Genomic DNA, 24,948 nt, shown 5'->3' on the forward strand with positions numbered 1-24,948 from the left:
TCCGGATCCTGTTGCACGCATGAAAAAGCCCGGGTCATGGACCCGGGCTTTTTGCATGTCGTTTGCCGCCTATTCCCCGGCCAGATATTTCTCCCGGTCCGCCAGCTGCGACTGGCGGTAATTGGCCAGAAGATTGTCGTACCAGAAGGCCAGATGCGCCCAGCTGTTGCCCGCCGCAAAGCGGAAGCGGACAAGGCCGGGTTCGCCCACATGGGCCGAGGGCGCTGCCTGAAGTGGCAGGAGAACCCGATATCCCCGCGAGCCCGAGGCCTCCTCGAAGCTGAGGATCGTCTGCAGCCGGAGCGTGGCCGGGTCGAGCCGGTGATAGGTCTCGCCGATCCGCAGTTCCGCTCCGACGAGGCTCTCCTGGAACATCGACACGTAGCGTTCGGGAAAGACGCCGGAAAACAGCGCCATCGGGCCATCCGGATAGAGCGCGCCGACCGTGTGGCCAGAGGTCACCAGCAGATCGGCCGTGCGGCCCATGTGCGGAATGAAATAGCCATCCTGCGCGGCCTTGACCGTCAGGCTGTCGATCTCGCCCTCCAGCTGCTTGCGCTCGGCCTCCAGGGTCCGGAACTGCTTCAGCGCGGCCTGCGCCTTGGCTTCGCCCAGCCCGCGCGCCGTCTGAAGCGCAAGTGCGGCCTCCCGCAGCTCCAGCAGGTTGACCGCCAGCTCCTGCTCGGTTCCCGGATTGACGAAACGCCCAAGCACCTCTCCCGCGACAACCCGGCCGGCGGGGCGGATCTCCTTCAGGAAACCGTCCTGCGACAGGCTGACCGAATAGCTCTGGGCCTCGTCGAGCGTCACGGGCACGACGGTGGAGAAGGGCAGGGGAATGAGGCTCAGCAGCAGCAGGACGGCCAGCGGAACTCCGGCGCGCAAGCCGGGATGCAGGCGACGGAACCTGTTCGGGCCGGAGGTCTCGCCCCCTGTCGGAGAAGCCGTTCCACCGGAGGAGGTGACCTTGCCCCCGTCCTTGTCCTTGCCCTTGTCGTTCGGCCGGTCGATCAGCTTCAGCACCATGGCCTGCAACGGCGCATGGAACATGACGATGGCGCCCCAGACCACGCAAACCAGACCCGCGCCGAGATATTTCGGCGCCAGACCCAGCGCGATGTTGAACAGCATGTTGAGGCGGTAGAGCACGGTGGCCGCGCCATAGGCCGCCATCAGACCGTCGCCGCGGCTCCGGGGCAGGGCGCCGCCCTGGCCCAGCGTGAAGAGATAGCGTGTCAGGCCGGACAGGCGGGCGGAGGCCTTGGTGTAGAGATTGCGATTTCCGATCGCATCGGCAAAGGCGAAGTAGCCGTCGAGCTTCACCAGCGGGTTGGCGTTGAACAGCACCGAGTTCAGGGTCGAGAAGACGAAGACGTTGCCGAGCAGGGTGTGAAGATAGGTGCCACGGGTGAAGTGCCAGCCGATGAAGGCAATCATGCCGATGGTCACATCGACCACGATCCCGGCCAGACTGATTGCGATGCGATGCCGTCGCGGCGCGCTGAAATCCGCATCCGTGCAGTCCACATAGGGCAGGGGATAGAAGGAGATGAGGAAGACGCCGGCCTTGCGCACTGCGACGCCGTAGCGGGTTGCCGTCAGCACATGCCCCAGCTCATGGATGATCTTCAGGAACGGGGCCATGAGCCCGAAGGTGAGAATGGCCTCGAGCGAGAACACGTGGTCGAACGTGTCCATGATCGCCCAGTCGTTGCGCACGCCCAGCACCACACAGGCCAGCGCCAGAACGGCCATGAGAGCGGGGAAGAGCGGTGAAACCAGCAGCCGGGCCATCGGCGCGAGCCGGGCCTGAAAGCGCCCGACGTCGAAGAGCGCGAAGCTCATGAAGACCGGATTGAAGCTCTTGCGGCCATGGGTCTCCGATTTGCGCACATCCTGCAGGATGTGGAGGAACTGGAACAGGTCCCTCGCCCGGTTACCCGTGGGCGGCGCTATGCCCGATTGACCCGAAAGGCTTGCCCTGGCGGAGCGCAGGGCCGCCAGCAGCGGCCGCGACAGGGAGAAGATCTTCCCCGTCGACCGGTCACGGGCAAGATAGAGCGCGCCGTCGCCTTCCTGCGACAGGCGGAACTCGATCTGCTTCAGAAGTGCAAGCCGAGGTAGGTCCACGCCGTCACCTTCAGATATTCCCGCAGATATCGGGTGTAATTGGCAATCCGCAGGGTGCGGCCGGCCTCGATCTGGGCAAAGCCCGAAAGCCCGCTGATCAGTTGTCCGCCGCCCGGCCGGTCGATGCGCGCCAGCGTCACCAGACGCTCGCTGCTGCCCTCGCGCGCCGGTTCCACATGCACGGGCGTCAGGATGGTGAAGGGATAGGTCTCCCCGCCGAGACCCCGGAAATAGACCTCGCCGGTCTGTCCGGGGCGAATGAGCGGCGCATCCACCCGCGAGATGGTGACGGACATGGCAAACCGGTCATCCGGTTGCAGCAGCGCGACTTCCTGACCCGTCGGCACGAAGCGCCCGAGCGCATCCCGCCCCAGGGTGCCGATCACCGTCCCCGCCACCGGGGCCTTCACTTCCAGCCGGTCGAGCCGCTCCGTGACCTGCGACAGCTCGCCCTTCAGGGTCTCGATCTTCTGCATGGAGAGCTGATAGCTGCCATAGTCGTTCTGGGCGAGCGCCGCCTTGGCCGAAATGTCCTGGACGGACATCTGGAACTCGATCTGATTGCGCTTGGCTTCCAGATCGGGCGCACTCATGCGGGCGATGGGCTGACCCTCGGCCACCGTGTCGCCGACCTCCACATCCATCGTGGACAGGAAGCTGTCGAAGGGCAGGTTCACCGCCCGCGCCATCGCCGGTTCGCTCAGGGCGGGCGCGGTCACGATGCGTGCCACCGGCCAGCCGAGGAAGATCACGGCCGCCATCACTGCGGCAAGAGAGACGCGCATGGCGAGCTTGCGTCCGCGCTGCTCGCGGGCGGTGGCATGACGCAGGCCCAGCATCACCGATCCGAGATCGGCGAGCGTGGTCAGGTCGCTCTCGCGGGCAGGCTTGGGGTCGATCAGCATCAGCGCGACGCCCGGCTGCCCCAGGGGCGGCGCAAGGAGCGTGAGACTTCTGGCGCCCAGGGTCTCGCAGAGCATCGCTCCCTCCAGGTCGCCGTCTTCCTGGGACTGGGCGCGGAAGGTGCGGATTGCGGTTGTCTCGCCCCGGTGGAGCTTCACGAGACGGCGGCATTCATCCACGTGGGAGAGCCAGTCCTGCCGCGAGGCGGCGGCCTTGCCGCAGCGTGTGGCGCCACAGGCCATCGCGATCAGGCCGGCGCCAAGATCATGGACGACACCTGCATCCGCCAGGATCTGCAAGGCGCCCGCCCGCGACGGGCGGCCGGTCCCGGAGACGTCCTTGAGCAGGGTCGCGGCAAGGGGTGGCGTGTCGGGTGTCGCAGAAGCGGGGGATGCGGCGGCAGGGCCGGACGCGGCGAGCAGGCCCTCCGACAGCATGCGGATCCGGTCGATCAGGCCGGGCAGTTCGGTCACCGGCGGCATCCGGTCGAAGAGCCAGGCGCACCAGCCGCTGCCGGCGACGGGAACGAGGACAAGAAGCTGCTCGTCGAGCTTCTTCAGGCTCGGCTTGCCCTCGAGGCCAAGCGCCAGGGCAGGAAGGTCGAGGCTTTCGGGGAAGGCCCCGTGCAGCACACGAGGCTCGCCCGCGCCGGCGCCGCAATGGGCCAGCGCGGTGAGGTGCTTGAGCATGGAGGTCCGATCAGATCTCGATCTTGCCGAACTGCTGTTCGTAGGCCTTGATCGACTGGGCCAGGATGGCGGCCAGACGCTTGGCGGCGAAGGGGCTCATGACGATGCGCTGGGCCAGCTTCACGTCGACGGTGGTCTTGTCCTTGACGGACCCGCGCCAATGCTGGTGCGTGCCGAACAGCAGGAAGAACTCTTCCCGGTTGGCCGTCGCCGTGCCGATGTTGGCGTACATGCTTTCCATCGCGCTGTCGTCCCAGTTGATGGAGACGCCATTGATGGTCTGGTTCGGAGCTTCGGGAGTGTCGGTCATGGAGCGGTCCTGTCAGGTTATTGTGCCGCCACAGGCAGCTCGATGGCTGGCGCGGTCTGGCTCTGGTTGGAAGGTGCAGCCGGGGCTTCCGCCGCGGGCATTTCGGTGTTCACCCGATCCACCAGGAAGTCGATCATCAGCTTGATGAGACGATCGACGGCCGGCTGGTCCAGGTTCCACACGTTGCCAAGCTGGTCCGTAATGGCCTGTTTGATGGCCGAGCGCAAGACATCGTCATCGATGCCGCTGGCGACCAGGCTGGCGACCGTGTGGATGAAGTTTTCACTGTTCAGCAGGTCGAGGAGATCATCCGCGAGCGCCCGGCGATCCGCAGCGGATCCCTGGTCGTCGCGCTCGCCGATCAGGCTGTTCTCTCCGGCCAGCAGGTTGTCGCCCGGACCATTGTCGATGGAGGCGAGCGGCGAGCCGATCACGTCATTCTGCTGGGCGTTCGACACCACGTCCACGGCCTCGCTGCCGGCGAAGTTGGAGGTGTAGAGGCGCCACTGGGGCGTCTCGCCCAGGAAGCCGTCGACACTCCAGGTCACGCGGAAGATACCCGTGTAGCCATCGGAGAACAGCACGTCGGACGCCGTGTCGCCGAAGAAGATGTCGGGGCCGAGACCGCCGATCATGATGTCCGGGCCATCATTGCCGTAGAGCCGGTCATAGCCGCCCGTGACATAGGCATAGTTGGTCTGCAGGTTCAGCTCGCCGGAGATGAGCCCCGTGTCGCCATCGACCCGGTAGGTCCGGTCGAAGATGATGGTGTCGCCGACGAGGATGTCGTCGCCCGAGCCGCCGGTCATCAGATCCGCACCAAAGCCGCCGATCATGATGTCGTCGCCATCTTCGCCGTGGATCTCGTCGTCGCCCTTCACGTCGATGCGGATGGAGATCATGTGATCGACCCGGTCCGCAGCCGACTGGCCGGTCAGGCCGCTGGCATGATCGGTCAGCGTCAGGGTGATCAGATCGCCGATGAGGATATCGTCATCGAGGCCGCCGGTGATTGTGTCGCTGCCGGCCTGACCGAAGAGCATGTTGTCGCCGGTCGTGCCCGAGGCCGTCATCACGTCATCGCCGCCCAGATCCTGGTTGGTCAGGACGAGGCTCTGGAGATCCGAGCGGTTCAGGAAGGTGAGCACCCCGTCATCGCCAAGCGCAATGTCGTTGCCGTTGCCAACCGAGATCGTGTCCTTGCCCAGGCCCCCGATGATCAGGTCGTCGCCATCTTCCCCGTTCAGGTTGTCGTTGCCGCCGAAGGTCAGGATGGTGCTGGTGAAGGAGCCGAGGCCGGAAACGGCGGAGGACACATAGGTGCCGTTGTCGCCTGCGAGCAGATCGTCGCCCGCGCCGGCAAGGAGCGTATCCGATCCCGCGCCGCCGAAGAGCGTGTCATGGCCGGTGCCGGACTGGATCCAGTCGTCCCCGCCGATGGACGGATCGACCGTTTCGGCAGACTTCAGAACCGCCGAGGCGCTGCCCGGGAAGAGGATCACGTTGCCGTTGTCACCGAGCACCGTGTTGTTGCCGTCTCCGGCGGAAATGATGTCCCCCGCGGCCCCGCCGAGGATCATGTCATTGCCGGAACCCGTGGTGATGCGGTCGATGCCCCCGGTCGCGGAAGAGCTCGTGGACAGGCGTCCATCCGCATCGTCCGACCAGATCATCTCGCCGCTGTCGCCGATGACCCGGTTGTCGCCGTCGCCCAGATTGGCCTCGTCCGCGCCGCCGCCGAGGATGACGAAGTCTTGGCCGGTTCCGGAGGTAACGGTGTCATTGCCGTCGCTGGCAAGTGCGGCCGAAGTCAGCACCCCGTCCTCATACTCGCCGCTGTCGCCGAGCAGGATGTTGTTGCCGTTGCCCGCGTGAAGCGTGTCCTGACCGACGCCGCCGAAGAGGATGTCGTCGCCGGCTCCGGTGGAAATGCTGTCGTTTCCGCCAATCGCCGTGGAGAGCGAGGTGAGATGCAGATCCTCGTCGAAGACGATCTCGCCACTGTCGCCGAGCACCGCGTTGACGCCACCCGTGGCGGTCAGCGTGTCGTTGCCGCCGCCCAGGATGACCGTGTGATCGCCGTTGCCGATCGTGATGCTGTCTGCCCCGTCGCTTTGTCCTGCGGTCGCCTGAACGACGCTTTCGCTGGTCGCAGTATAGGTCACGTCCGCGCTGCGATCGTCATGAACGATCGAACCCGTGTCGGCCAGGATGACTGCATCGCCATTGCCGAGCGTCATGGTGTCGCCGTCAGTCCCGCCGATGAGCAGGGTCCGGCCGTTGCCGCCGTTCACCCGGTCGGCGTTGGACGTGGTCTGGCTGGCGGTACTGGTCATGGTCACCAGCGCGCCGTCGAGAGCGGCATTCGGGGCAATGGTGATCGAGCCGTCGTCGGTGATCAGGGTCGTGGTGCCATTGCCCAGGGTCGCCACATCGTCGCCACCGCCCAGGATCCCGGTGACGGCACCCTGCTTCACGGTGATGGTGTCATCGCCGTCTGCGGCCAGCGCCGTGCTCTCGATGGAGCGGGCGAGCGTCGCGATCAGCGCCCGGGTCTTGGCATCCTTGGTGATGTCGTCGGCCGAGGCGCCCGAGCTCAGCGGCTCGTAGCTCCACAGGGCGTTGAGCGCGGTGGCGCTGTAGTGGATCTCGCCGGTGTCGCCCAGCACGACCAGATCGGCGCTTTCGCTGGTGATGCTGTCATCACCGGTGCCGCCGATCACCAGATCGATCAGGTCGGCCGGCGCGGCAGTCCCATAGGCCGCAGGGGTGTCCGTGCCGGTGACGATGATGTCGTTGCCGTCATGGGCCGTGGCCACACCGGAAATCGTCGCCTTGGTGATGTCGATGATGCCGTTGTCGCCCAGGATGACGTCGCCGCCGAGGCTCGAGTTGATCACGTCATTGCCTTCGCCGCCGAGGATCATGTCATGGCCGCGACCGGCCGTGATCGTGTCCGCGCCGCCGTCGACGGAGGCGATGGAGGCGACATAGGTCGCGCCTTCCAGGAGCTTCGCGCCCCGGATCTCGGCGAAATCGCCCACGAGGACGTTGTCGCCGTAAAGATCGGTGAGGGTTTCCGTCTCGCCGCTGGCTGCAGCCCCGGCGACGAGGATGTCGTCGCCCTTGCCGCCGTCCAGACTGTCGGTGCCGGCCCGGCTGCTGGTGATGAAGGTGGACACCACGCTCTGGGCGACGAAGCTGGAGGACACCACGATGTCGGCGAAGTCGCCGATCAGAAGGTCGCCGCCGTCATTGCCTTCCAGCGTGTCGTTGCCGCCACCGCCGATGAGCACGTCCTTGCCCGAGCCGCCCTTGAGCGTGTCGTTGCCGTCGGCCAGATCCTTCACCGCGATGGTCAGGCTGGAGCTCAGCGGCCGCGTCAGGTCGAGGGATGTCGGATCGACAACACCGCTGCTGAGCGTGAAGACGAAGGAGCCGCCGGTGACGATGTCGTCGCCGTTGCCGCCGTCGAGCGTATCGTTGCCCAGGTTGCCTTCCAGGATGTCATTGCCCAGCTGGCCGTAGAACACGTCCTCGCCGCTGCCGCCGATCAGGATGTCCGCGCCGTCGTCGAGGGCCAGATTGGCCAGGTTGGTTGCACCGTCCACCAGGCCGCTGGCGCCTGCCTGAGCGCCCCAGCCCCAGACTTCCGTATCCGCGCCGTTGACCTTGATGACATCCGCGCCCGCGCCGCCTTCCACATAGACATTCGCGCCGCCGGCGGTGATCGTGTCGTCGCCCGCACCGGAGAAGATGCTGACATTGCCCGTGCCCGACAGGTCGACGGAGATCGTGTCGTCGCCACCACCGGTCAGCACGATGCCGGACACGTTGCCCAGGGTGACCGTGTCCGCATCACGGGAGGCGAGCGGCTGGGTCGCGGCCGTGTAGTTGGTCAGTAGTTCGGCCAGATTGTAGGTCGCCGAGCCCACCGCATAGTTGCGGTCGCCATCGGTCTTGACCGTGCCGTCCGCGTTCAGGCCGATGAGGTCCAGAATGGCCTCGACGGTCACGTTGCCATTGGCGAATTCGGTCTGGAACAGATCGCGCAGCCCGTAGTCGTCGTCACCGATATAAATGACCGTGCCGCCCGGAATGGAGACCGTGTCGGAGCCTTCCTCGCCGAAGATGATGTAGAGGCCCGAGGCATCGTTGCCCGCGGTGATCCGGTCGTTCCCGTCGCCGGCGAAGACCACATGCACGCCCTCGTCCGGCAGGATGATCTCGTCGTTGCCGGAGCCGGTGTAGGTGATGGTGGTCACGTTGTTCACGGCGCCCAGATTGACGAGGTTGTTGCCTTCGCCCGCCGGAATGATGATGGCGCCTGCATTCTGGTTCACCGTGCCGGTGACAGTCTGGTTGCCCTGGCTGTAGCTAACGGAGATCGGCGAATTCGGACCGGAGATCACGACCTTGTCGTCCCCGTCGGCGGTGATGCCGGAGATGGACGAGGAGGCGTTGGCGCCGATGTTCAGGATGGCCGTTTCGCCATCGGCCACCGAATTGGAGATCTGGGTGCCGATGTCATAGCCGCCGAAATGCTCGCTGACGGTGAAGTTGAAGAGCGACTTCGACCACTTCAGGCTGAAGAAACCGAAGTCGATGCCGACCCAGACCGACAGGTGGAAGTTGACGGTGAAGGTGCCCTCGAAGAGGTACCCCAGCGCATCGAAGCCCGAAGCGTTGCCCATGGCGTCGAGCACCAGCAGCAGTTCGGTGAAGCTCAGCAGGCCGTCGTCGTTCGGATCGTTCAGGTCGATGTCGATGGTGACACCGCCGCCGCCATTGACCCCGGCGATGCCGAGGTTCAGGCCCGCAGCGATCTGGATGCTGACATAGACCAGGTCGGTGTCCAGGTTGATGCTGTCGAGCAGGCGCTCCGGATCCTGGGTTTCGACGAAGTTGACGATCCCGTCCATGGTGAAGACAACGCTGAAGGCCGCTTCCATGTCCACGTCGATGGTGAAGTTGAAGGCGCTCTTGATCGCCTTCTTCGCCCAGCCCGGCATGCCGATGCCCGACAGCACCGTGTCCGCCAGGTCGAAATGCACATCCAGGTTGAACAGGGTGTAGGTGGCGGTGACGATGGTCACGTCCTCGAACTTGCCGAGCAGCAGGTTGAGGATGTTCATCGGATCGGAGATCAGGTTGATGTCGATCGAGAAGCCCTGGCGGGTGTTCCCGAAGACGCCGAAGCTGTTGCCCGCGCTCGAGCTGTCGCCGGTGAAGCTGATCGCGCCGGCATCCAGGCTCGTGGCGCCGTCCTCGGCGGCATCCTCGGATGCGCCGCTCAGGTCATAGGTGCCGATGACGATCCAGCCGCCGGTGGCCGCCATGGAATCGAGGAAGTTGTCGATGGCGACGGTCACCTCGGCGACCGTCTTCACGATGCCGATGATCGGATAGGCATTCGACAGCAGATCCGCGACGAGCGAGAACGGCGCCTTGGTCAGGAACGAGAAGGCATCCGCGATCGGCGACAGGAACTCGTTGATCGGGTCGAGGATCGTCGCGAGATAGGCTTCGTAGATGACGCTGGCATCCACGCGCACGTTGGAGAATTCCAGCGCGTCGATGACCATGCCTTCGCTGAGCGAGAAGCTGCCCTGATAGATCAGCTCCGTCACCACGCTCGGCATCACCTGCTTGCCGCCGATGAGGATCGCCTGGCCGGTGGTCGGATCGTAGATGTTGGCTTCCAGCTGGATCTGGATGTCGAAGGTCGCGACGAAATCGAAGAGGACCAGATCCGACGTGTCGAGCTGGGACAGGTAGATCACCGTTTCGAAGGTCAGCGGGTCGTCGCTGCCATCCACGGGCGAAACGCCGGAGAAGTCGCGGTAGACACCGGTCGCCGTCAGGGCATCGCTGTCGCCCTGGCCGGCCGGGTCGAGGATCGTCAGACCCTGATTGCCGAAGAGATCAGCCACCAGGCTTGCGGTCACTTCCGCCGTGCCATCACTACCGACGATGTTGCCATCCTCGTCCGTCGTCACGGCGGTGGCCGTCACGCCCAGGATGTTGAGCACCGACATGGAGCCTTCGAAGCTGCCGGCGTCCACAAGGAACTCCAGCTTCACTTCCGCATCATCCGTGTCGTTCAGCAGGAAGAAGCCGTTGCGGTCATAGCCGAAGCCGATGTTGACCATATAGGAGAGCTGCAGCAGAACCTGCGAGCCTTCCTCGACCGCCAGATTGAGGCCCGGAATGCCGAGATCGAAATCGATGTCGATGCTCTCGGAGAAGAGCACGGCCGAGAAGTTCAGCACCCCGTAGACATAGCTCTCCTCGGTGCTGCCATCCGTGTTCAGATAGGCCTGGATGAACTCGATGTCGCCAGTGCCGAAGAGGTCGTTCAGCGTATCGTTCAGGAACCCGGTGAGAAGCTCGATCGTGGTCGGCAGCGTGCCGTCGGCGGTCGGCGTCAGGGCATAGACCAGCGCTTCCTCGATCACGTAATAGCGCAGCTGCTGGAACAGCTTGGCGGAATCCCCCAGCGCGTCGCCGATTATCGGCAGGTCGATGCCGCCGAGATAGTCGTCGATCAGCTTCTGGACCTGGGCGAAGATCATGTCGAGACCTTCCAGCACCAGCACCGGGTTGTTGAGCAGGGCCAGGACGTTCAGGTTGTCGAAGAACTCGGTCAGGTCCGGCAGGTCCAGCTCGAACCCGTCGAGGTTGATCTCGCCGTCCACATAGAGGTCGACCAGCGCGCCTTCATAGAAGGACGAGAGGTCGTTCAGGTCGAAATCGGAAAGATCGGCTCCGTTCACCACGGAAATGAGATCCGCCGACCAGCTCAGGCCCATGTCCGACGGGTCGAACAGGCCGAGGCTGTCGGAGAAGGGCAGGTCGAGCTCGATGGCGATCTGCGCCTCGACGCCGAACAGCGCGCCATAGTTCTCGAGATCGAACAGGCTCGCCAGGTCAAGCTGACCGTCATGGGCATCGCCGTCGATGTCGTTCAGGACAAGGGACAGATAGGCGGCCCCGCCGTCGCCGTCAGTGATCAGCGCGGTGCCGTCGGTCACGGTCACGCCGACCGGGCCGAGGGAGAGATCCACCGTTATGTCGCGGGCACCGGCGGTGAAGGACAGGGTGATGCCGGTCTTCTCGGTGTCGAGATAGATGCGCGGTGCGCCGGTCTCTTCGGTCAGCACCAGCGCCGATCCGGTCAGGTCGCCGTCGCTTGCTGCATCCGTGGTGAGGCCGAGGGCGGTGGCGATGTTCGAGCCGCCGATCTCGGAGACGGTGAAGGAGATATCCTGCGACACGTCCTCGCCGCTGACGGACAGGGTGAGCGCGTCATAGCCCGAGGCTTCGGCGAAGCTGGTCGCCTCCAGAACGATACCGCCCGACTGGGTGAGCGAGAACCCGGCAAGCAGGGAGGCATTGACGGTCGTTCCCGACACCGCCTGTGCGCCGAGCGCCGCGCGGCTGACCAGCGTATCGGCCAGGCTGGCGTTCAGGGCGGCGACGAATTCGGCCGCCGTGCGGCCCGAGGCAGCTTCGACCGACACGCCGACCGCTTCGCCGTTCACGTTGACCGTGAAGGCATAGGCGCTGTCGAAATCGGCGAAGGCTTCGGAAAGGGCCACCGTCGGCGTCCCGTCCACGTCGCTTGCATCCACCGAGGCAGAGCCGAAGAGCAGGGTCACGTCGGTGGCATCCACCGCACCGGCGCGGCTGTCTGCCAGGGTCACCTGACCCGTGGTCTCGTCGAAGGTCACGGAAACGGTGGCGCCGAATGCAGTCTGGACCGCGCTGTTGAGCGCATCCACCATCGCGCCGACCGTGTCATAGCCATCCGCGTCGAACTTCAGGTTCGAGCTCTGGCCGGTAGTCGTGTTCTTCCAGGTGATCTTGAACTCGTTGCCGCCGTTCGGATTGAGGTTCACCGTGGAGACCGTGGCCAGCGCGTTGAGGGCCGTGTCGCGGGTGGCAACTGTCGAGCCGGTGCCGAGGGTGCGGCTGAGGTCGATGCCGAAGGAGAAGGTGAAGGCCAGTTCCGGGTCGAAGACCAGGGCCGCTTCGCCGCTGGCATCCGTCAGCGAGGTGACCAGACCGGCAAGCTCGTCACCCAGCAGGCCGGCGAGGGCATCGCCCAGCATCTCGGCCAGATCCAAGCGGAAGGACAGTTCCTCGGAATAGTCCTCTAGGAAGGCGAAAGTGAGATCGAAGAGGATGGTCTGCGCATCCGCATCCCAGGTGAGCGTGACCGTGTCCTCGCCGAACACGCCCTCCAGATAGGCCTCCACCACGTCCAGCCCGCTTTGCGGGTTGTTGCGCAGATCCTGCAGGGCTTCGAGGAAGTCGGCGGAGAAGCTCACCGCATCCAGAACTGAGAAGTTCAGCAGCGGGATTTCCGTGTCGAGGAAGGGCATCTTCTCCGACAGGGCGTCACCGACCACTTCCAGCATGTTGGCAATGGCGACCAGCGTGTCGAGGATGTCGCCATCCTTCAGGTCGGCCAGCGCGGTGATCGCTTCCAGGGCGTCCGGATCGTTGCTGATCAGCGCCACATGTGCGGTCTCGTTGTAGGCAAGCAGATTGCCGACGGAGAAGCCGATGCCATCGATCAGATCCTCGTTCAGGCCATCGATCCCGGCCACGGTGATCTTGATATCGCCAAGCTGCACGAGCAGCTGCACAAGGTCCGCGGTGTCGCCGGAGAACCCGTCCACGTCGACGATCTGCACATCCGCAAGGGCGGCGGTCAGCTGGTCGCTGGCGCTCATCCCCCGTCCCGCGCCGTCGGTGACGATCCCGCCTACCAGATCGAGCCGGCCGATCAGGCTGGAGACCCCGAGGGCAGCGTCCACGCTGTCTTCGGAAACGGTGGTGAGCAGGGCATCGAGCACCGTGTCCATGGTCACGCGCGACCCGTAGACGCCATTCTCGTCGGTGCCCACCAGCTCGACATCGAGCTGGGTGTTGAGGGCCAGGAAGTTGGCGGCCGCGTTTTCGCTGCCGATGGCAACGGAGACCAGACCGAGGTCGGCACTGCCGGTGATCTCGCTCGCGGTCGCGGTCACGTCGACGCTGAAGCTCACGTTCTCCAGGAACATGTTGGCTTCGATGGCATCGGAAATGTCGCTGTCCGCGTCTTCGCTGCTGTCGAGGGCGGTCTTGCCGTCCTGCGACAGGTCGCTGACCAGTCCGACCAGATCGAGCCCGATTGCCCCGTTGAGCACGGCCTCCAGGCTGGCGGTCAGCTTGGCGCTGAGCGAAAGGTCGCCCAGCAGGCCCAGGCCGATGTCGCTGGCGTCGAAGGAGACATCGTCGCTTTCGGCAAAGGTGAGGGACGTGCCGAGGCCGGAGAAGTCGAACACCAGTTCGCCCTCGGTGGTCAGCTCTAGACCCACGCCGGCAAGCACCGTGTTCAGCTCTCCGGTCACCCAGCCGATCAGGGCATCGATGCCCTGTGCGCGAACCAGCTCGGTCGGGTCGACAGAGATGGAAATGCTGCGGGTTTCCGAGCCGTCGAGCGTGAAGGCCAGCGCGCCGCTCTGGGCGGTCACGCCGACGCCCAGCTCCAGATCGGACAATGCGCCGGAGAGGGAGGCCGCCACGGCCGTCGCGTCGGCCCATCCGCCGGCGGACGAGATGTCCACATAGCGCTCGATCCCGTCGATGGTCACGATGAAGCGCAGGGAGGTGACGCCGGTCAGGTCGTCCATGTCGAGGGCGCCCGTGGCACCCGACAGGCTGGCGTCGCCGAAGTTGAAGACGAGCTCTTCCGCGTCGCTTTCCGGATCGAAGGCGCCGGCGATGGCAATCCAGCTGCCCGAGCCGAAGCCCAGGTCGTCCAGACCGAAGGTGTCGTCAACGCTGCCGCCCGCCTTGGTGGCGGAGGTCAGGGCGAAGGTTGCGTAAGCCTCGCCGCCATCGCCATCGCTGGTCTTGGTGCCGGTGAAGGTCAGCGTCTTTCCGCTGCCGGTAACCGAGGCCGCCAGTCCGAAGACGGCAAGCTGGGCATTGAACAGCCCGGCCAGCGCCGTCAGACGGTCAGAGACACTGAGGGCGGTGTTTACCGCGTCGCCGGTCAGCTCCACGGTGATGGTCTGGATCGCGCCCGTGGCATCGATGACAGACAGGGTCAGGGACTCGTAGCCCGCCAGCACATCCAGCCCCGCAGACGTGAAGATGTCGCTCGTCTGGGAGGTCATCTGCTGGTAGAGGTCGATCGAGGAGACCTCGCCGAAACCAAGGCTCTCCTGGGCGATCATGTACCGGTCGGCGAGGGACGACACGAGGGTTGCCAGCTCGTCCAGGACGTCGCCGAGGCCAAGGTCGGTGAAGGGCAGATCGATGTCGAAGAGCGTGTCGGAGAGCACCGATTCCAGCGTTCCGCCAATGTCCGACAGGAAGGTCAGGATGTCGTCGGCGCCCATGACGGCGAGGGCCTGGGCCAGGCTTTCGATCGCATCCCCGAGCGCGCTGTCGAGACCGCTGTCCACCTCGAAACCGAGAGACGCGCTCTCCAGCAGTCCGGCGACAGGGTTCACCGCGGAGCTGTCATCCAGCACGCCGGAGACCGTCAGGACGCTGGTGAAGCTGTGATCCACCCCTTCGACCGCGATGGTGCCCGTGCCCGAGATCGACAGCAGGTCGTAGCTCGTGTCGCTTTCGATGGCGACGAAATCGGCTGCGCCCACTTGCTTAATCTGGGCTTCGACGGTCGGCATGTCGCCGCTGTCGAAATGGGAGGCCACGCTGGCGCCGCTGACGGTGAAGCTGAAGCCGAGATCAAGCCCGGTCGCATCGACCGCGAGCCGCACGTCTGCAAGCGTCGCGTCACTGATCTCGATATCGAGCAGACCCAGGTTGAACTGGGGACTGTCGGTGAGAGAGAGCGATCCGCCAAGCTCGAACAGGGCCGGGAAGTCGAAGTCGGAAATGTCGAGGCCGACACTGGTGATCGCCCCCCCGGACACGGAAACGGCACTCGACATGGTGAAGCTGATGTCACCGCCGGCCGCCGTGGTCAGGGTCAGGCCCTCGGACAGGGACAGGTCGCCAAGCACCTGCGACAGAAGCCCGTCCAGGTTGGCAGTCAGTGACGCCAGGTTGATCGAGACCACGACGGAGCTGTCGTCTGCCGGGTTGGCATCCTCGGAGAAGGTGACGACGGTTTCCCCGTCCACCTCGATGTCGGTGAGGGCAACGGTCAGGGCATCGGCGCTGCCGGAAATGGTCGCAATCTCGTCGAGCACCCCGTCCTTCAGCGCGCTGATGGCGCCAAGGATGCGTCCCACCGCGTCACTCAGGGCGGTGAGATCCGCCGAGCTGCCGTTGGCGCTGGCATGGCCGGACAGCACGTTGATGACGGCGGCTGCGTCCTCCACCTGGTCCTGGAAGGCGGTGAGGAAGTCGCTGATGTCATCCATCGTGTCGTCGAAGGCATCGGCAAAGCCGTCCATCGCGTTGGAGATATCGGCGGTCGCCGCGCTCAGGTCCCATTCCAGATTGGCATCGAGCATGACGCGCGGCTCGAGCATGGTCGGCAGCAGGATCTCGCCGTCGAGGGCTTCGGGAGCCCCGTTGGACACCCCGGCCTGGTCCACGGTCTTCGTGGAGGGGGCGTCAGCCTTGCGGGAAAACACAGCCGTGTTCATGACCATTGCTCTCAAATCTGGGTGAAGCCTGCGGGACCGCAGCCTTCGCTTGAAACTCTACGCGGTGGTCGGGCCGGGGGGACGGCCGACCTGTCAATTCTGGGTCTGGCCCGGGGCCAGGGGCTGGCTCACCAGCCGGCATTTGCTGCCCGGCAGAACGTCATCGGCCTGCAGGGTGAAGAACACCGAAACGGTGTTCGAGGTCAGGTCCGCGACCTGACTGACATAGTCGAGCGTGACCGGAAGGGCGGGGCCCGCGCGGCCATCGATGCTGATGGCAAAGCTGCGGTAGGTGCCGTCTGCGGGTGCAAACTGGCCGAGCGCCTGCGAGGGCACGAAGGCTTCCACGCGCATCGGCCGGGTCACATAGACGGTGGCTATCGGGCCTTCGTTGACGCTCTCACCCGGGTCGACGAGGTTCTCGCCAACCATTCCGGCGACCGGGCTGCGGATGAGCGACTTTTCCACGAGGAGACGGCTGCGCTCATACTCCATCCGGGCAATGCGCAGGGCCTGTTCCTCCCGCCGCACGGCGGTCTCCGCCAGGGCCAGTTCAAGCTGCGCGGCCTCGTGGTCGGCCAGGGACACGGCCTTCTTGGCCAGAGCCTTGGCGAGACGCGCTTCCTTGCGGGCGAGGCCTTCCCGGTTGGTCAGGGCCGATTGCAGGGTGGCATCCGCTTCCGCCTTGGCCAGGGCAAGCTCCATTTCGGCCGCCGCCATGTCCGTGTCGAGCTGCACCAGCGGCTGACCCGGCTGGACGGTCTCGCCCGGCCGCACCATCACCTCGCGCACGATGCCGCGCACCTGGGAGCTGATGTCCACCATCTGCAGGGGCTTGATGGTGCAGTTGATATCTGCACCACCCGTCATCGGCATGGCCGGCAGGTAGTCGCTCAGGTTGGCCGGAAGCTCGTCGGCGAGCCCCGGGGCCACCCCGAGGGCCAGGAGCACGCCGGCGATCCCGCCCGTTCGGGCAAGGAGGCCCAGACCCTCCCGCAGGCAGCCGCGATCCGCGCCCGAAGTCTGGGCGCGGCTGTGCGGAACACCGATGCGGGGCAGGCGCGTGCGGGCCATGTGGCTCAGAGCTCCTGCCGCAGCAGGTTCTTGCCCATCAGGTACTGCAGGCGGCCCCAGGCCTTGAGATACTCGGCCTGATAGAAGCTGCGCTTTTCGAGTGCCTTGTCGAGGGACAGCTCGCGGGTGGCAACCGCCAGATCCACGCTCTCGCCGGTCTCGAGCCTGTTGCGCTCGGTCTGGAACGCCTTGCGGCTTTCGCTCACCACCGTGTCCATCCGCTGGATGGAGCGGGTCAGCTCGATCATGCGCTGATGGGTGGAACGCAGTTCGGTTTCCAGCTGCCGGGCCAGGCCATAGTGGTCGATGGCGGCCGCATGGGCCTCCTGCGCCGTGGTGGCGCTGGCGTAACCGTTGCCGCCGGCGTTGAAGATCGGAACGCTCACCTTCACGCCGATGGTGGCGTCACGGGTGTGCGACCCGCCGCCGAAGCGGCTGGCGGCCCGGTCTTCGTTCTCATAGGTGAAATAGCCGTTGACCACAGGCGCGAAGTCCTTGGCCAGAGCCTGCTGGCGGCGCTTGCGGGCGCTGGTGACCTGCAGGGCGGACGACAGCATCATCGGGTTGCGGCGCAGCGCCTCTTCCACCGCCTGGTCGATGTCGACGGTGGTTTCCATGCCGAGCAGGCCGCGCGGGAAGACGATCGGCTTCACGTCGCGGATGGTCATGCCGCTGAGGCGCGACAGGGTTGAGAGCGCCTCTGCATAGGTGGCCGCTTCCAGGGCTTCTTCGGCCGCCACATCGGCCCGGTTGCCACGCAGGGATGCGATGCTGACCTCGTCGCCGAGGCCGTTGACCTGCAGGGAGCGCTCGCCGGAGATCTGGCGTTCCAGATAGGCCTGACGGACCTGCAGGGACGCCATGCGAGCCTTGGACTGGGTCGCGGTCAGATAGGTCTCGAACACCTCGTGGCTGGCTTCGGCAATCGCCGCCAGATAGTCGATCTCGGCCTTCTGTCCCTGGGTGTTGGCATAGTCGATGGCATAGATGCGGGACAGGTCGAACAGGGGCTGTTCGAGGGTCAGGCCGGCGGTCAGCACCGGGTAGGTGGCCTCGCCGAGCTGATAGACCGCGTTGTCCGAGCTGATGACCTTCTCGTTCAGCCGCTCGAAGGTGTAGCTGGCGCTCACCTGCGGGGCATAGCCCAGAACCGCATTCATGCGCTCGGCGCTCGCCCGATCCACGTTCTTGGCTGCGGCGGCAATCCGGCTGTTGCGGTTGAGGGTGTTGGCGAGCAATTCGCCGAGGGTCGCGGTCTGCGCGGCAGACGTGACCTTCTCCTCATTGTTGTTGCGGATCTTGCGCAGCACAGGGTCCGCATTCAGCGCGGCCTGCGACTTCCGCTCGATGCTCTCCTGCAGGCTCGCGGAGACCCCCGTCTCACGAATTTTCTCCAGGCGTTCTTCGGAAGCCATCTCGATGGACATGCTGTTGCACGCTGCCAGCCCTGCCGACAGAAACAACGGGAAAAGTAATTTAGACATAAATCGCCCCACACACACTTGAGGCAATCGCTAGGGAAATCGGGTTAAGAAATGGTTAATGAGTGATTTTATATTTTGGATTTTCCAAACTGATTTTCATTTTTATTGCGTCACGTCGTGTACATTCAAGATAAAATCGAATGATCGTTGATATACATCTTATAAATTGGAAATTATAATGAATTTATTTCCTAGTGTATGCGTAAAATTGCCGATGCGGAAAGCGTGTTTGAACCGTAGGTTGCTTTTTCTCCGACTGTGCCTGCTGGTCCGTTCTTCTTGATGAAATAAGAGGCAGTCGCGAAAAGCTGATGCCGTCATCGAGGCGTCATCTGCCTGTCACGCGCCGTGGGAATGACCTTGTTCCACGGCCTCGGGTTGGTGGCGTCAGAGCGGTCCGGGCGTCCGTGCGGAACGGTGTGGATCCAGAAAATGCAGGTGAAAAGGGCCAGGGGCTTCGATAAGGTCGAGACAAGGTGGTGTCGACGGTGGCCTCCGTCCCGCGATCTGGCGGACAAGCCGGCCTGCCAGACACAACCATCCGCGCAAGAACGACCCGCGCAGAACCATCCGCACAGAACGATACCCAGAGGACGTCATGACCCAGCTCCCCAATTCGCTCGAGGCACGCGACATCGCCTTCCAGCTCCATTCCTACACCGATGCCCGCAAGCACGAGGAAATGGGGCCGATGGTGATCGAGAAGGGGGAGGGGATCTACGTCGAGGACAGCTCCGGCAAGCGCTACATCGAGGGTCTGGCGGGCCTGTGGAGTGTCGCCGTCGGCTTCGGCGAGAAGCGTCTGGTGGAGGCTGCTGCCCGCCAGATGGAGAAGCTGCCCTATTACCACACCTTCGCCCACAAGACCCACGGCCCGTCCGTGGAACTGGCGGAAAAGCTCGTGACCATGGCCCCGGTGCCCATGTCCAAGGCCTATTTCACCAACTCCGGTTCCGAGGCGAATGACACGGCCATCAAGTTGATCTGGTACCGCTCCAATGCCATGGGCAAGCCGGAGAAGAAGAAGATCATCTCGCGCGTGCGCGGCTATCACGGGGTGACCATTGCCTCGGCCAGCCTGACCGGTCTGCCGAACAACCACCGCTCCTTCGACCTGCCGATGTCCAACATCCTGCACACGATGAGCCCCCACTATCGCACCATGCGCCTCGAGGGCGAAAGCGAGGCGGATTTCGCCCGCCGCTGTGCCGACGAGCTGGAGAAGCTGATCCTCGCCGAAGGACCCGAGACGATTGCCGCCTTCTTTGGCGAGCCGGTCATGGGGGCGGGTGGCGTCATCGTTCCGCCCGAAGGCTACTGGGATCTCGTCCAGCCGATCCTGAAGAAATACGACATCCTCTTCGTCGCCGACGAGGTCATCTGCGGCTTCGGCCGCACGGGCAACATGTTCGGCACCGAGACCTATGGCCTGCAGCCCGACATCATGACCCTGTCCAAGGCCCTGTCGTCCTCCTACCTGCCCATGTCGGCCCTTCTGGTGAACGAGAAGGTCTATGGCGCCGTGGCGGACGAGAGCCACAAGATCGGCACCTTCGGCCATGGCTATACGGCCGCTGGTCATCCGGTTGCCGCAGCCGTTGCGCTGGAAAATCTCAAGATCATCGAGGAGCGGGATCTGGTCGGCCATGTGCGCGACATCAGCCCCACCTTCCTCAAGCGCCTGCATGCGCTGGGCGAACATGATCTCGTGATCGAAAGCCGGGGCATCGGTTTCATCGGCGCGATCGAACTGGCCCATTCGGACTTGGCCAAGACCCCCGGTGCGCTGGGTGCCAAGGCAAATGCGGCCTTCACCGAACGGGGCCTGATCTCCCGCGCTCTGGGCGACACCATGGCCTTCTGCCCGCCGCTGATCATGACCGAAGCCCAGGTGAACGAGATGTTCGACATCGCCGAAGCCGGTCTGGCGGCCGTCGCCAAGGCCCTCTGACATGGTCACTGTCATCGGCACCATGAGTGGCACCTCCGCCGATGGCATCGATCTGGCGGAAATCGAAACGGACGGCCGCACGGTCGCCCGTTTTGGCGCTGCCGCCATGTTTCCCTATCAGCAGGAGACCCGGACCGCCGTGCTCGACGCGGTGGCCCGGGGCGCCGGCGACCGGACCGGCTGGCCGCAGATCGCGCAGCTCGTGACCCGCGATCATGCCGAGGCCCTGGAACGCTACATGGCGGAGCAGGGGCTTGCGCCGGATCTGGTGGTCTTCCACGGTCAGACGGTCTGGCATGACCCGGGCCGGGGCGAGACCGTTCAGCTGGGCGACCCGCAAGGCCTGGCCGACCGGCTGGGCGTGCCTGTGGTGGGCGACGTGCGTTTGGCCGACATGGCCGCGGGCGGGCAGGGGGCACCGCTTGTGCCCGTCTATCATCAGGCGCTGGCGTGGAACCTGCCGCAGCCCTTGTGTTTCCTCAATATCGGCGGCGTCTCGAACCTGACCTATGTCGATGGTGACACGCTGCTTGCCTTCGACATCGGTCCCGGCAATGCGCTGATCGACGACTGGGTGCGGGCATATGGGGCCGGCGACTTCGACGCGGACGGTGCGATTGCAGCGCGAGGCAAGGCGGATGAAGAGGTGCTGGAGAAGGCGCTGACGCATCCCTTCTTCGCCGCGCCCGGTCCCAAGTCTCTGGATCGCAACGCCTTTGCCTCCGTGAAGCTGCGAGAGGGCACCTCGCTGGAAGACGGTGCCGCCACCCTTCTGGCCTTTACGGTCGGGGCGATTGCACGCGCCGAGGCTCTTTGCCCGAAGCCGCCGGTCGTCTGGCTCGTCTGCGGCGGCGGACGTCGCAACGGTGCGCTCATGACGGCACTCGACGAAGCTCTGTCGGGCCGGGTCGAGCCGGTCGATCTGCACGGGCTGGATGGCGACGGGCTGGAAGCACAGGCCATGGCCTTTCTGGGCGCGCGCCTGCTGGAGGGACTGCCGACCAGCTTTCCCGCCACCACCGGGGCAACGCATCCGGTCGTGGGCGGGCGTCTCTATCGACCCGCAAAACCGGCGGAGCAGGGTCGGCTGGTGTGAAAACGCCAGCTGCACCGGCGTTGAAAATCGGCTAAGACCAAGCCATGAACGGATCCGAGATTTACCAGCGCCTGATCGGCCTCATCGAAGAGCGGGTGCTCAAGCCTGGCGACCGTCTGCGCGAAGCGGACCTCGCCAAGGAATTCAACGTGTCCCGCACGCCGATCCGCGAGGGCCTCAAGCGGCTCGAGGCGCAGGGTCTTGCCGTGCATGAGCCCAACCGGGGCATGGTGATCCCGACCCTCGACCACTCCCAGGTCAACGAGGTCTATTTCATGCGCGAGGTTCTGGAAGGCACGGCTGCCGCCCTTGCGGCCAAGCACGCCTCCGAGCCCGAGATCGAGATCCTGCAGGATCTCGTGAACGCGGATCGCCAGCGCATCACCGACAAGGAAGAGCTGGTCCGCTCCAACCGCGATTTCCATCGCCGTCTGTGCCTGGCCTCCCACAACCGCTATCTGGTCGATCAGATCGACCATCTGCGCCTGTCCCTGATCCTCATGGCGGGAACGACCCTCGACACACCGGAGCGGCGCGAGACGGCGGTCGAGGAACATGCGGCCATCGTCAACGCCATTGCCGCAGGCGACAGCGCCGCCGCAGAGGCCGCCGCCCGCCGCCACATCGCTGCTGCCCACAAGACCCGCCTCCAGCAGGTCTGAGGCCACATCTCAAGGCTCAACGCTTGGGGAAGGTCCGGTCTTGGGGAAGGTCCGGCCGGTCAGCCGGCGAAGTCGGCCATGCGCCAGGCCTGAACCAGATTGATGCCGGCGCCGGCTGTCAGCACCAGGAAGGTGAGCGCCATGCCCGCCGTGCGGAAGGCCAGGTTTTCGCGCGGCTGGCTGACTCCATAGGCATGTAGCAGGCGCCCGGTCACGAGGCAGCCTCCCATCGCATGGACGAGCCAGTCCGGCGTCAGCATCAGCTCCGCGCAGATCATCAGGATCAGCGCGATGGGCACATATTCGGCGAAATTTCCGTGCACCCTTTGACGGCGCAGAAGAGCATCCTGACCGTTGTCGCCGATGGGGATCCAGAGCTTCTGGCGCATGCGGATCACCCGCACGCTGAGCACGACGAAGATCAGCGCAAGCACGGCTGCATAGACCGGCGTGATGATTACATCCATGTCGACATGCTCATGTCAGCCCGTTCTTTCGTCAGACCTGCTCGCTCGGATGTCGCGGCCCGGCTCAGCAGGCCACGATATTGACCGCCAGCCCGCCGCGCGAGGTTTCCTTGTATTGCTCCGACATGTCGAGCCCGGTTTGGCGCATGGTCTCGATGCAGCCGTCGAGGGGCACGAAATGCGAGCCGTCGCCGCGCAGCGCGAGCGAGCAGGCGGTGACGGCCTTCACCGCTCCCACCGCATTGCGCTCGATGCAGGGCACCTGAACGAGCCCGGCAATCGGGTCGCAGGTCATGCCCAGATGGTGCTCGAGCGCGATTTCGGCGGCATTTTCCACCTGCTCCGGCGTGCCGCCAAGAGCGGCGCAAAGTCCGGCGGCGGCCATGGCCGATGCAGACCCAACTTCCCCCTGACATCCCACTTCGGCGCCCGAGATCGAGGCATTCGCCTTGATGATGCCGCCGATGGCCGAGGCGGTGAGAAGGAAGGTGCGGATCCCCTCTGCCGAGGCTGAGGGCACATGGTCGAGATAGTAGCGGGTGACGGCGGGAATGACCCCGGCCGCGCCGTTCGTGGGCGCGGTGACCACCCGGCCGCCTGCCGCATTCTCCTCGTTCACCGCCATGGCATAGACGCCGAGCCAGTCCATCACCGTGTGTTCGAAGGGCGGATTGGTCCGGCCTTCGCGGATCAGCTGCTGGTAGATATCACCGGCGCGCCGCTTCACCTTCAGCCCGCCAGGCAGGATCCCGCTCGAGGAAATGCCCCGGTTGATGCAGGCGTCCATGGCACCCCACACCCGGTCGATGCCCGCCAGAACGTCCGCTTCCGGCTTGCTGGCGGTCTCGTTGGCAAGCTTCATCTGCGCAATGGAGAGGCCGCTCTCGCGGGCCATGGACAGCATCTCGGCGGCCGAGGCAAAGGGATAGGGAACGGGCTGCTCCGCCAGATCTTCCACCGCATTGCGGGTCTTGCGATGCTCGGCCTCCGTCACCACGAAGCCGCCGCCGATGGAGTAATAGACCATGTCGTCGATGACCTTTCCCGCGCCATCGAGCAGGCGGAAGGTCATGCCATTGGCATGGAGCGGCAGGGCGGGGCCATAGTCGAAGATCAGGTCCTTGGCCGGATCGTGATGCAGCGGCGGCAGGCCTTCTGGCGCAAGCTGCCGGCTCTCCGCCAGTCCGGCGATCATTCCCGGCACCTTGTCCGGGTCCAGGCTGTCGGGGCGTGCGCCCAGCAGCCCCAGGCTCACCGCCTGATCCGTGGCGTGGCCCTTGCCGGTGAAGGCGAGCGATCCGTGGAGGGTGACCTGCAGGCGCAGGTCGCTCTGATCGCCAAGGCCGGAGAGGCCCCGCAGCCGGTCCAGATAGCGTGCGGCCGCGACCATGGGTCCGACCGTGTGAGAGCTGGAGGGGCCGATGCCGATCTTGAAGATGTCGAAGACGCTGATGAACATGATGCGTCAGCCTGACATGGCTCACGCGGTCGCGCAACAGGATCCTCCCGTCAGGTCAAGCCGGATGGATCCCCTATTTCTGGAAGATGAAGAAGCTGCCTGCGGCGATCAGGGCAAAGCCGATGAGCTGGGTCGGACGGATCGCCTCGCCAAGATAGAACCACGAGAAGAGCACGAAGACCGTGAGGGTGATCACCTCCTGGATCGTCTTCAGCTGTGCGGCCGAATAGACCCCGTAACCCATGCGGTTCGCCGGGATCATCAGGCAATATTCGAAGAAGGCGATGCCCCAGCTGATGAAGATCACCGCGATGACCGACGCGCTCTTCACCTTCAGGTGCCCGTACCAGGCGAAGGTCATGAAGACATTCGAGCCGATGAGGAGGAGGATGGTCGTCAGGGAAACGGGCAGCGAGGTCAGGAAGCTCATGAGGGGTCTCCGCCCGCGGGGAGGAGCGGGCGGATCGGTCTTACTGCGGCGCGGCGGTGGAGGCAATCGGGGCTAGGGCGGCGCTCAACATGTCTGTCACGCGCGTCCGCCGCGCTTGCCTCACTTGGTCAGGATCAGCTTTCCCAGCTTGGTGATCGACAGGCGGTAGGTCTCCGAGTTGTGCAGGATCTTGAGCTCACGCTGACCGTTGAAGAGGGTACGGGTGTCCAGCACCGCCTCGGCCGAGACCTTCGGCTCCGCAGGCGGTCGGCGCAGGGTGGAAATGGTGAGCTTTTCGCGGCGGACCTTGGTGGCTTGCATCGTCTGTCATACCTTTTTCGGGAGGTCGTTCAGAGGGCTTCTAAAAACTTGAGCTTTTAACTCAAGAAAATTTCTTGACACAAATACTCAAGTTTAAGTATGAAGGCAATGCCTGATTTGAGGCGGCCGGAAATCGCGTCCTTTCGGTCCTTTCGAACAGGCACGGTGCTCTGCACCGGAGTGTCAGGCAAGCCAACCGTCCTCTCCTCTCCCTCAACGGTGAGCCAGCCAGATGACCTCTTCAAGAGCAGGATTCCGAGCGGACGCTCAATCGCGTCCTGAGCGCGCCGCCGGTCCTCCGATACGAAAAAACCCGCCTCCGAAGGGCGGGTTTTTTTGTGTCGTCTTGAA

13 protein-coding genes are annotated in these 24,948 nt (G+C 64.7%); 3 read left to right on the top strand and 10 right to left on the bottom strand.

Annotated features, from left to right (window positions below):
* Positions 1-69: 69 nt before the first annotated feature.
* The 6 genes from FR728_RS01120 to FR728_RS01145 form a co-directional block, all read right to left on the bottom strand.
* Positions 70-2,130 carry a site-2 protease family protein gene (locus tag FR728_RS01120; protein WP_149890821.1) on the bottom strand — a complete coding sequence of 687 codons (2,061 nt, stop codon included), beginning with the start codon at positions 2,128-2,130 and terminating at the stop codon, positions 70-72.
* The gene (locus tag FR728_RS01125; protein WP_149890822.1) at positions 2,103-3,722 is read right to left on the bottom strand and encodes an HlyD family secretion protein; all 1,620 of its coding nucleotides are present in this window, start codon (positions 3,720-3,722) and stop codon (positions 2,103-2,105) included. The genes FR728_RS01120 and FR728_RS01125 overlap by 28 nt, the downstream gene beginning before the upstream one ends.
* Before the next feature lie 10 nt (positions 3,723-3,732).
* Entirely contained in the window at positions 3,733-4,032 is a 300-nt protein-coding gene (locus FR728_RS01130; protein WP_149890823.1) for a DUF3467 domain-containing protein, read from the bottom strand.
* A 17-nt stretch (positions 4,033-4,049) separates the two neighbouring features.
* On the bottom strand, positions 4,050-15,653 hold the full coding sequence (locus FR728_RS01135; RefSeq protein WP_149890824.1) for a beta strand repeat-containing protein: 11,604 nt from the start codon (positions 15,651-15,653) through the stop codon (positions 4,050-4,052).
* Between the two features lie 93 nt (positions 15,654-15,746).
* The gene (locus FR728_RS01140) at positions 15,747-16,727 is read right to left on the bottom strand and encodes an efflux RND transporter periplasmic adaptor subunit (protein WP_149890825.1); all 981 of its coding nucleotides are present in this window, start codon (positions 16,725-16,727) and stop codon (positions 15,747-15,749) included.
* A gap of 5 nt (positions 16,728-16,732) precedes the next feature.
* A complete protein-coding gene (locus FR728_RS01145) occupies positions 16,733-18,154 on the bottom strand; it encodes a TolC family protein (RefSeq protein ID WP_188318753.1) in 1,422 nt (473 codons plus the stop codon).
* A gap of 655 nt (positions 18,155-18,809) precedes the next feature.
* On the opposite strand from FR728_RS01145, the gene FR728_RS01150 reads away from it, so the two are divergent.
* Genes FR728_RS01150 through FR728_RS01160 form a run of 3 tightly spaced genes read left to right on the top strand, consistent with a single transcriptional unit; the run spans position 18,810 to position 21,920 of the window.
* A complete protein-coding gene (locus tag FR728_RS01150) occupies positions 18,810-20,162 on the top strand; it encodes an aspartate aminotransferase family protein (protein ID WP_149890827.1) in 1,353 nt (450 codons plus the stop codon).
* Between the two features lies 1 nt (position 20,163).
* A complete protein-coding gene (locus FR728_RS01155; protein WP_149890828.1) occupies positions 20,164-21,258 on the top strand; it encodes an anhydro-N-acetylmuramic acid kinase in 1,095 nt (364 codons plus the stop codon).
* Positions 21,259-21,302: 44 nt separating this feature from the next.
* The gene (locus tag FR728_RS01160) at positions 21,303-21,920 is read left to right on the top strand and encodes a GntR family transcriptional regulator (protein WP_149890829.1); all 618 of its coding nucleotides are present in this window, start codon (positions 21,303-21,305) and stop codon (positions 21,918-21,920) included.
* Positions 21,921-21,979: 59 nt separating this feature from the next.
* On the opposite strand, the gene FR728_RS01165 is transcribed toward FR728_RS01160, so the two are convergent.
* From FR728_RS01165 to hemP, 4 genes are all read right to left on the bottom strand, one after another.
* A complete protein-coding gene (locus FR728_RS01165; protein WP_149890830.1) occupies positions 21,980-22,387 on the bottom strand; it encodes an MAPEG family protein in 408 nt (135 codons plus the stop codon).
* Between the two features lie 64 nt (positions 22,388-22,451).
* Positions 22,452-23,846, bottom strand: coding sequence for an L-serine ammonia-lyase (locus tag FR728_RS01170; RefSeq protein WP_149890831.1), 1,395 nt, complete (start codon positions 23,844-23,846; stop codon positions 22,452-22,454).
* A 73-nt stretch (positions 23,847-23,919) separates the two neighbouring features.
* Positions 23,920-24,276: a DMT family protein gene (locus FR728_RS01175; RefSeq protein ID WP_149890832.1), complete on the bottom strand. Its 357-nt coding sequence runs from the start codon at positions 24,274-24,276 to the stop codon at positions 23,920-23,922.
* A gap of 120 nt (positions 24,277-24,396) precedes the next feature.
* Complete coding sequence (gene hemP / locus FR728_RS01180; RefSeq protein WP_149890833.1) at positions 24,397-24,597, bottom strand: hemin uptake protein HemP; 201 nt, start codon at positions 24,595-24,597, stop codon at positions 24,397-24,399.
* Positions 24,598-24,948 lie beyond the last annotated feature (351 nt).

Source organism: Roseibium aestuarii, from assembly GCF_008477545.1.
In the GTDB taxonomy this organism is placed as follows: domain Bacteria; phylum Pseudomonadota; class Alphaproteobacteria; order Rhizobiales; family Stappiaceae; genus Roseibium; species Roseibium aestuarii.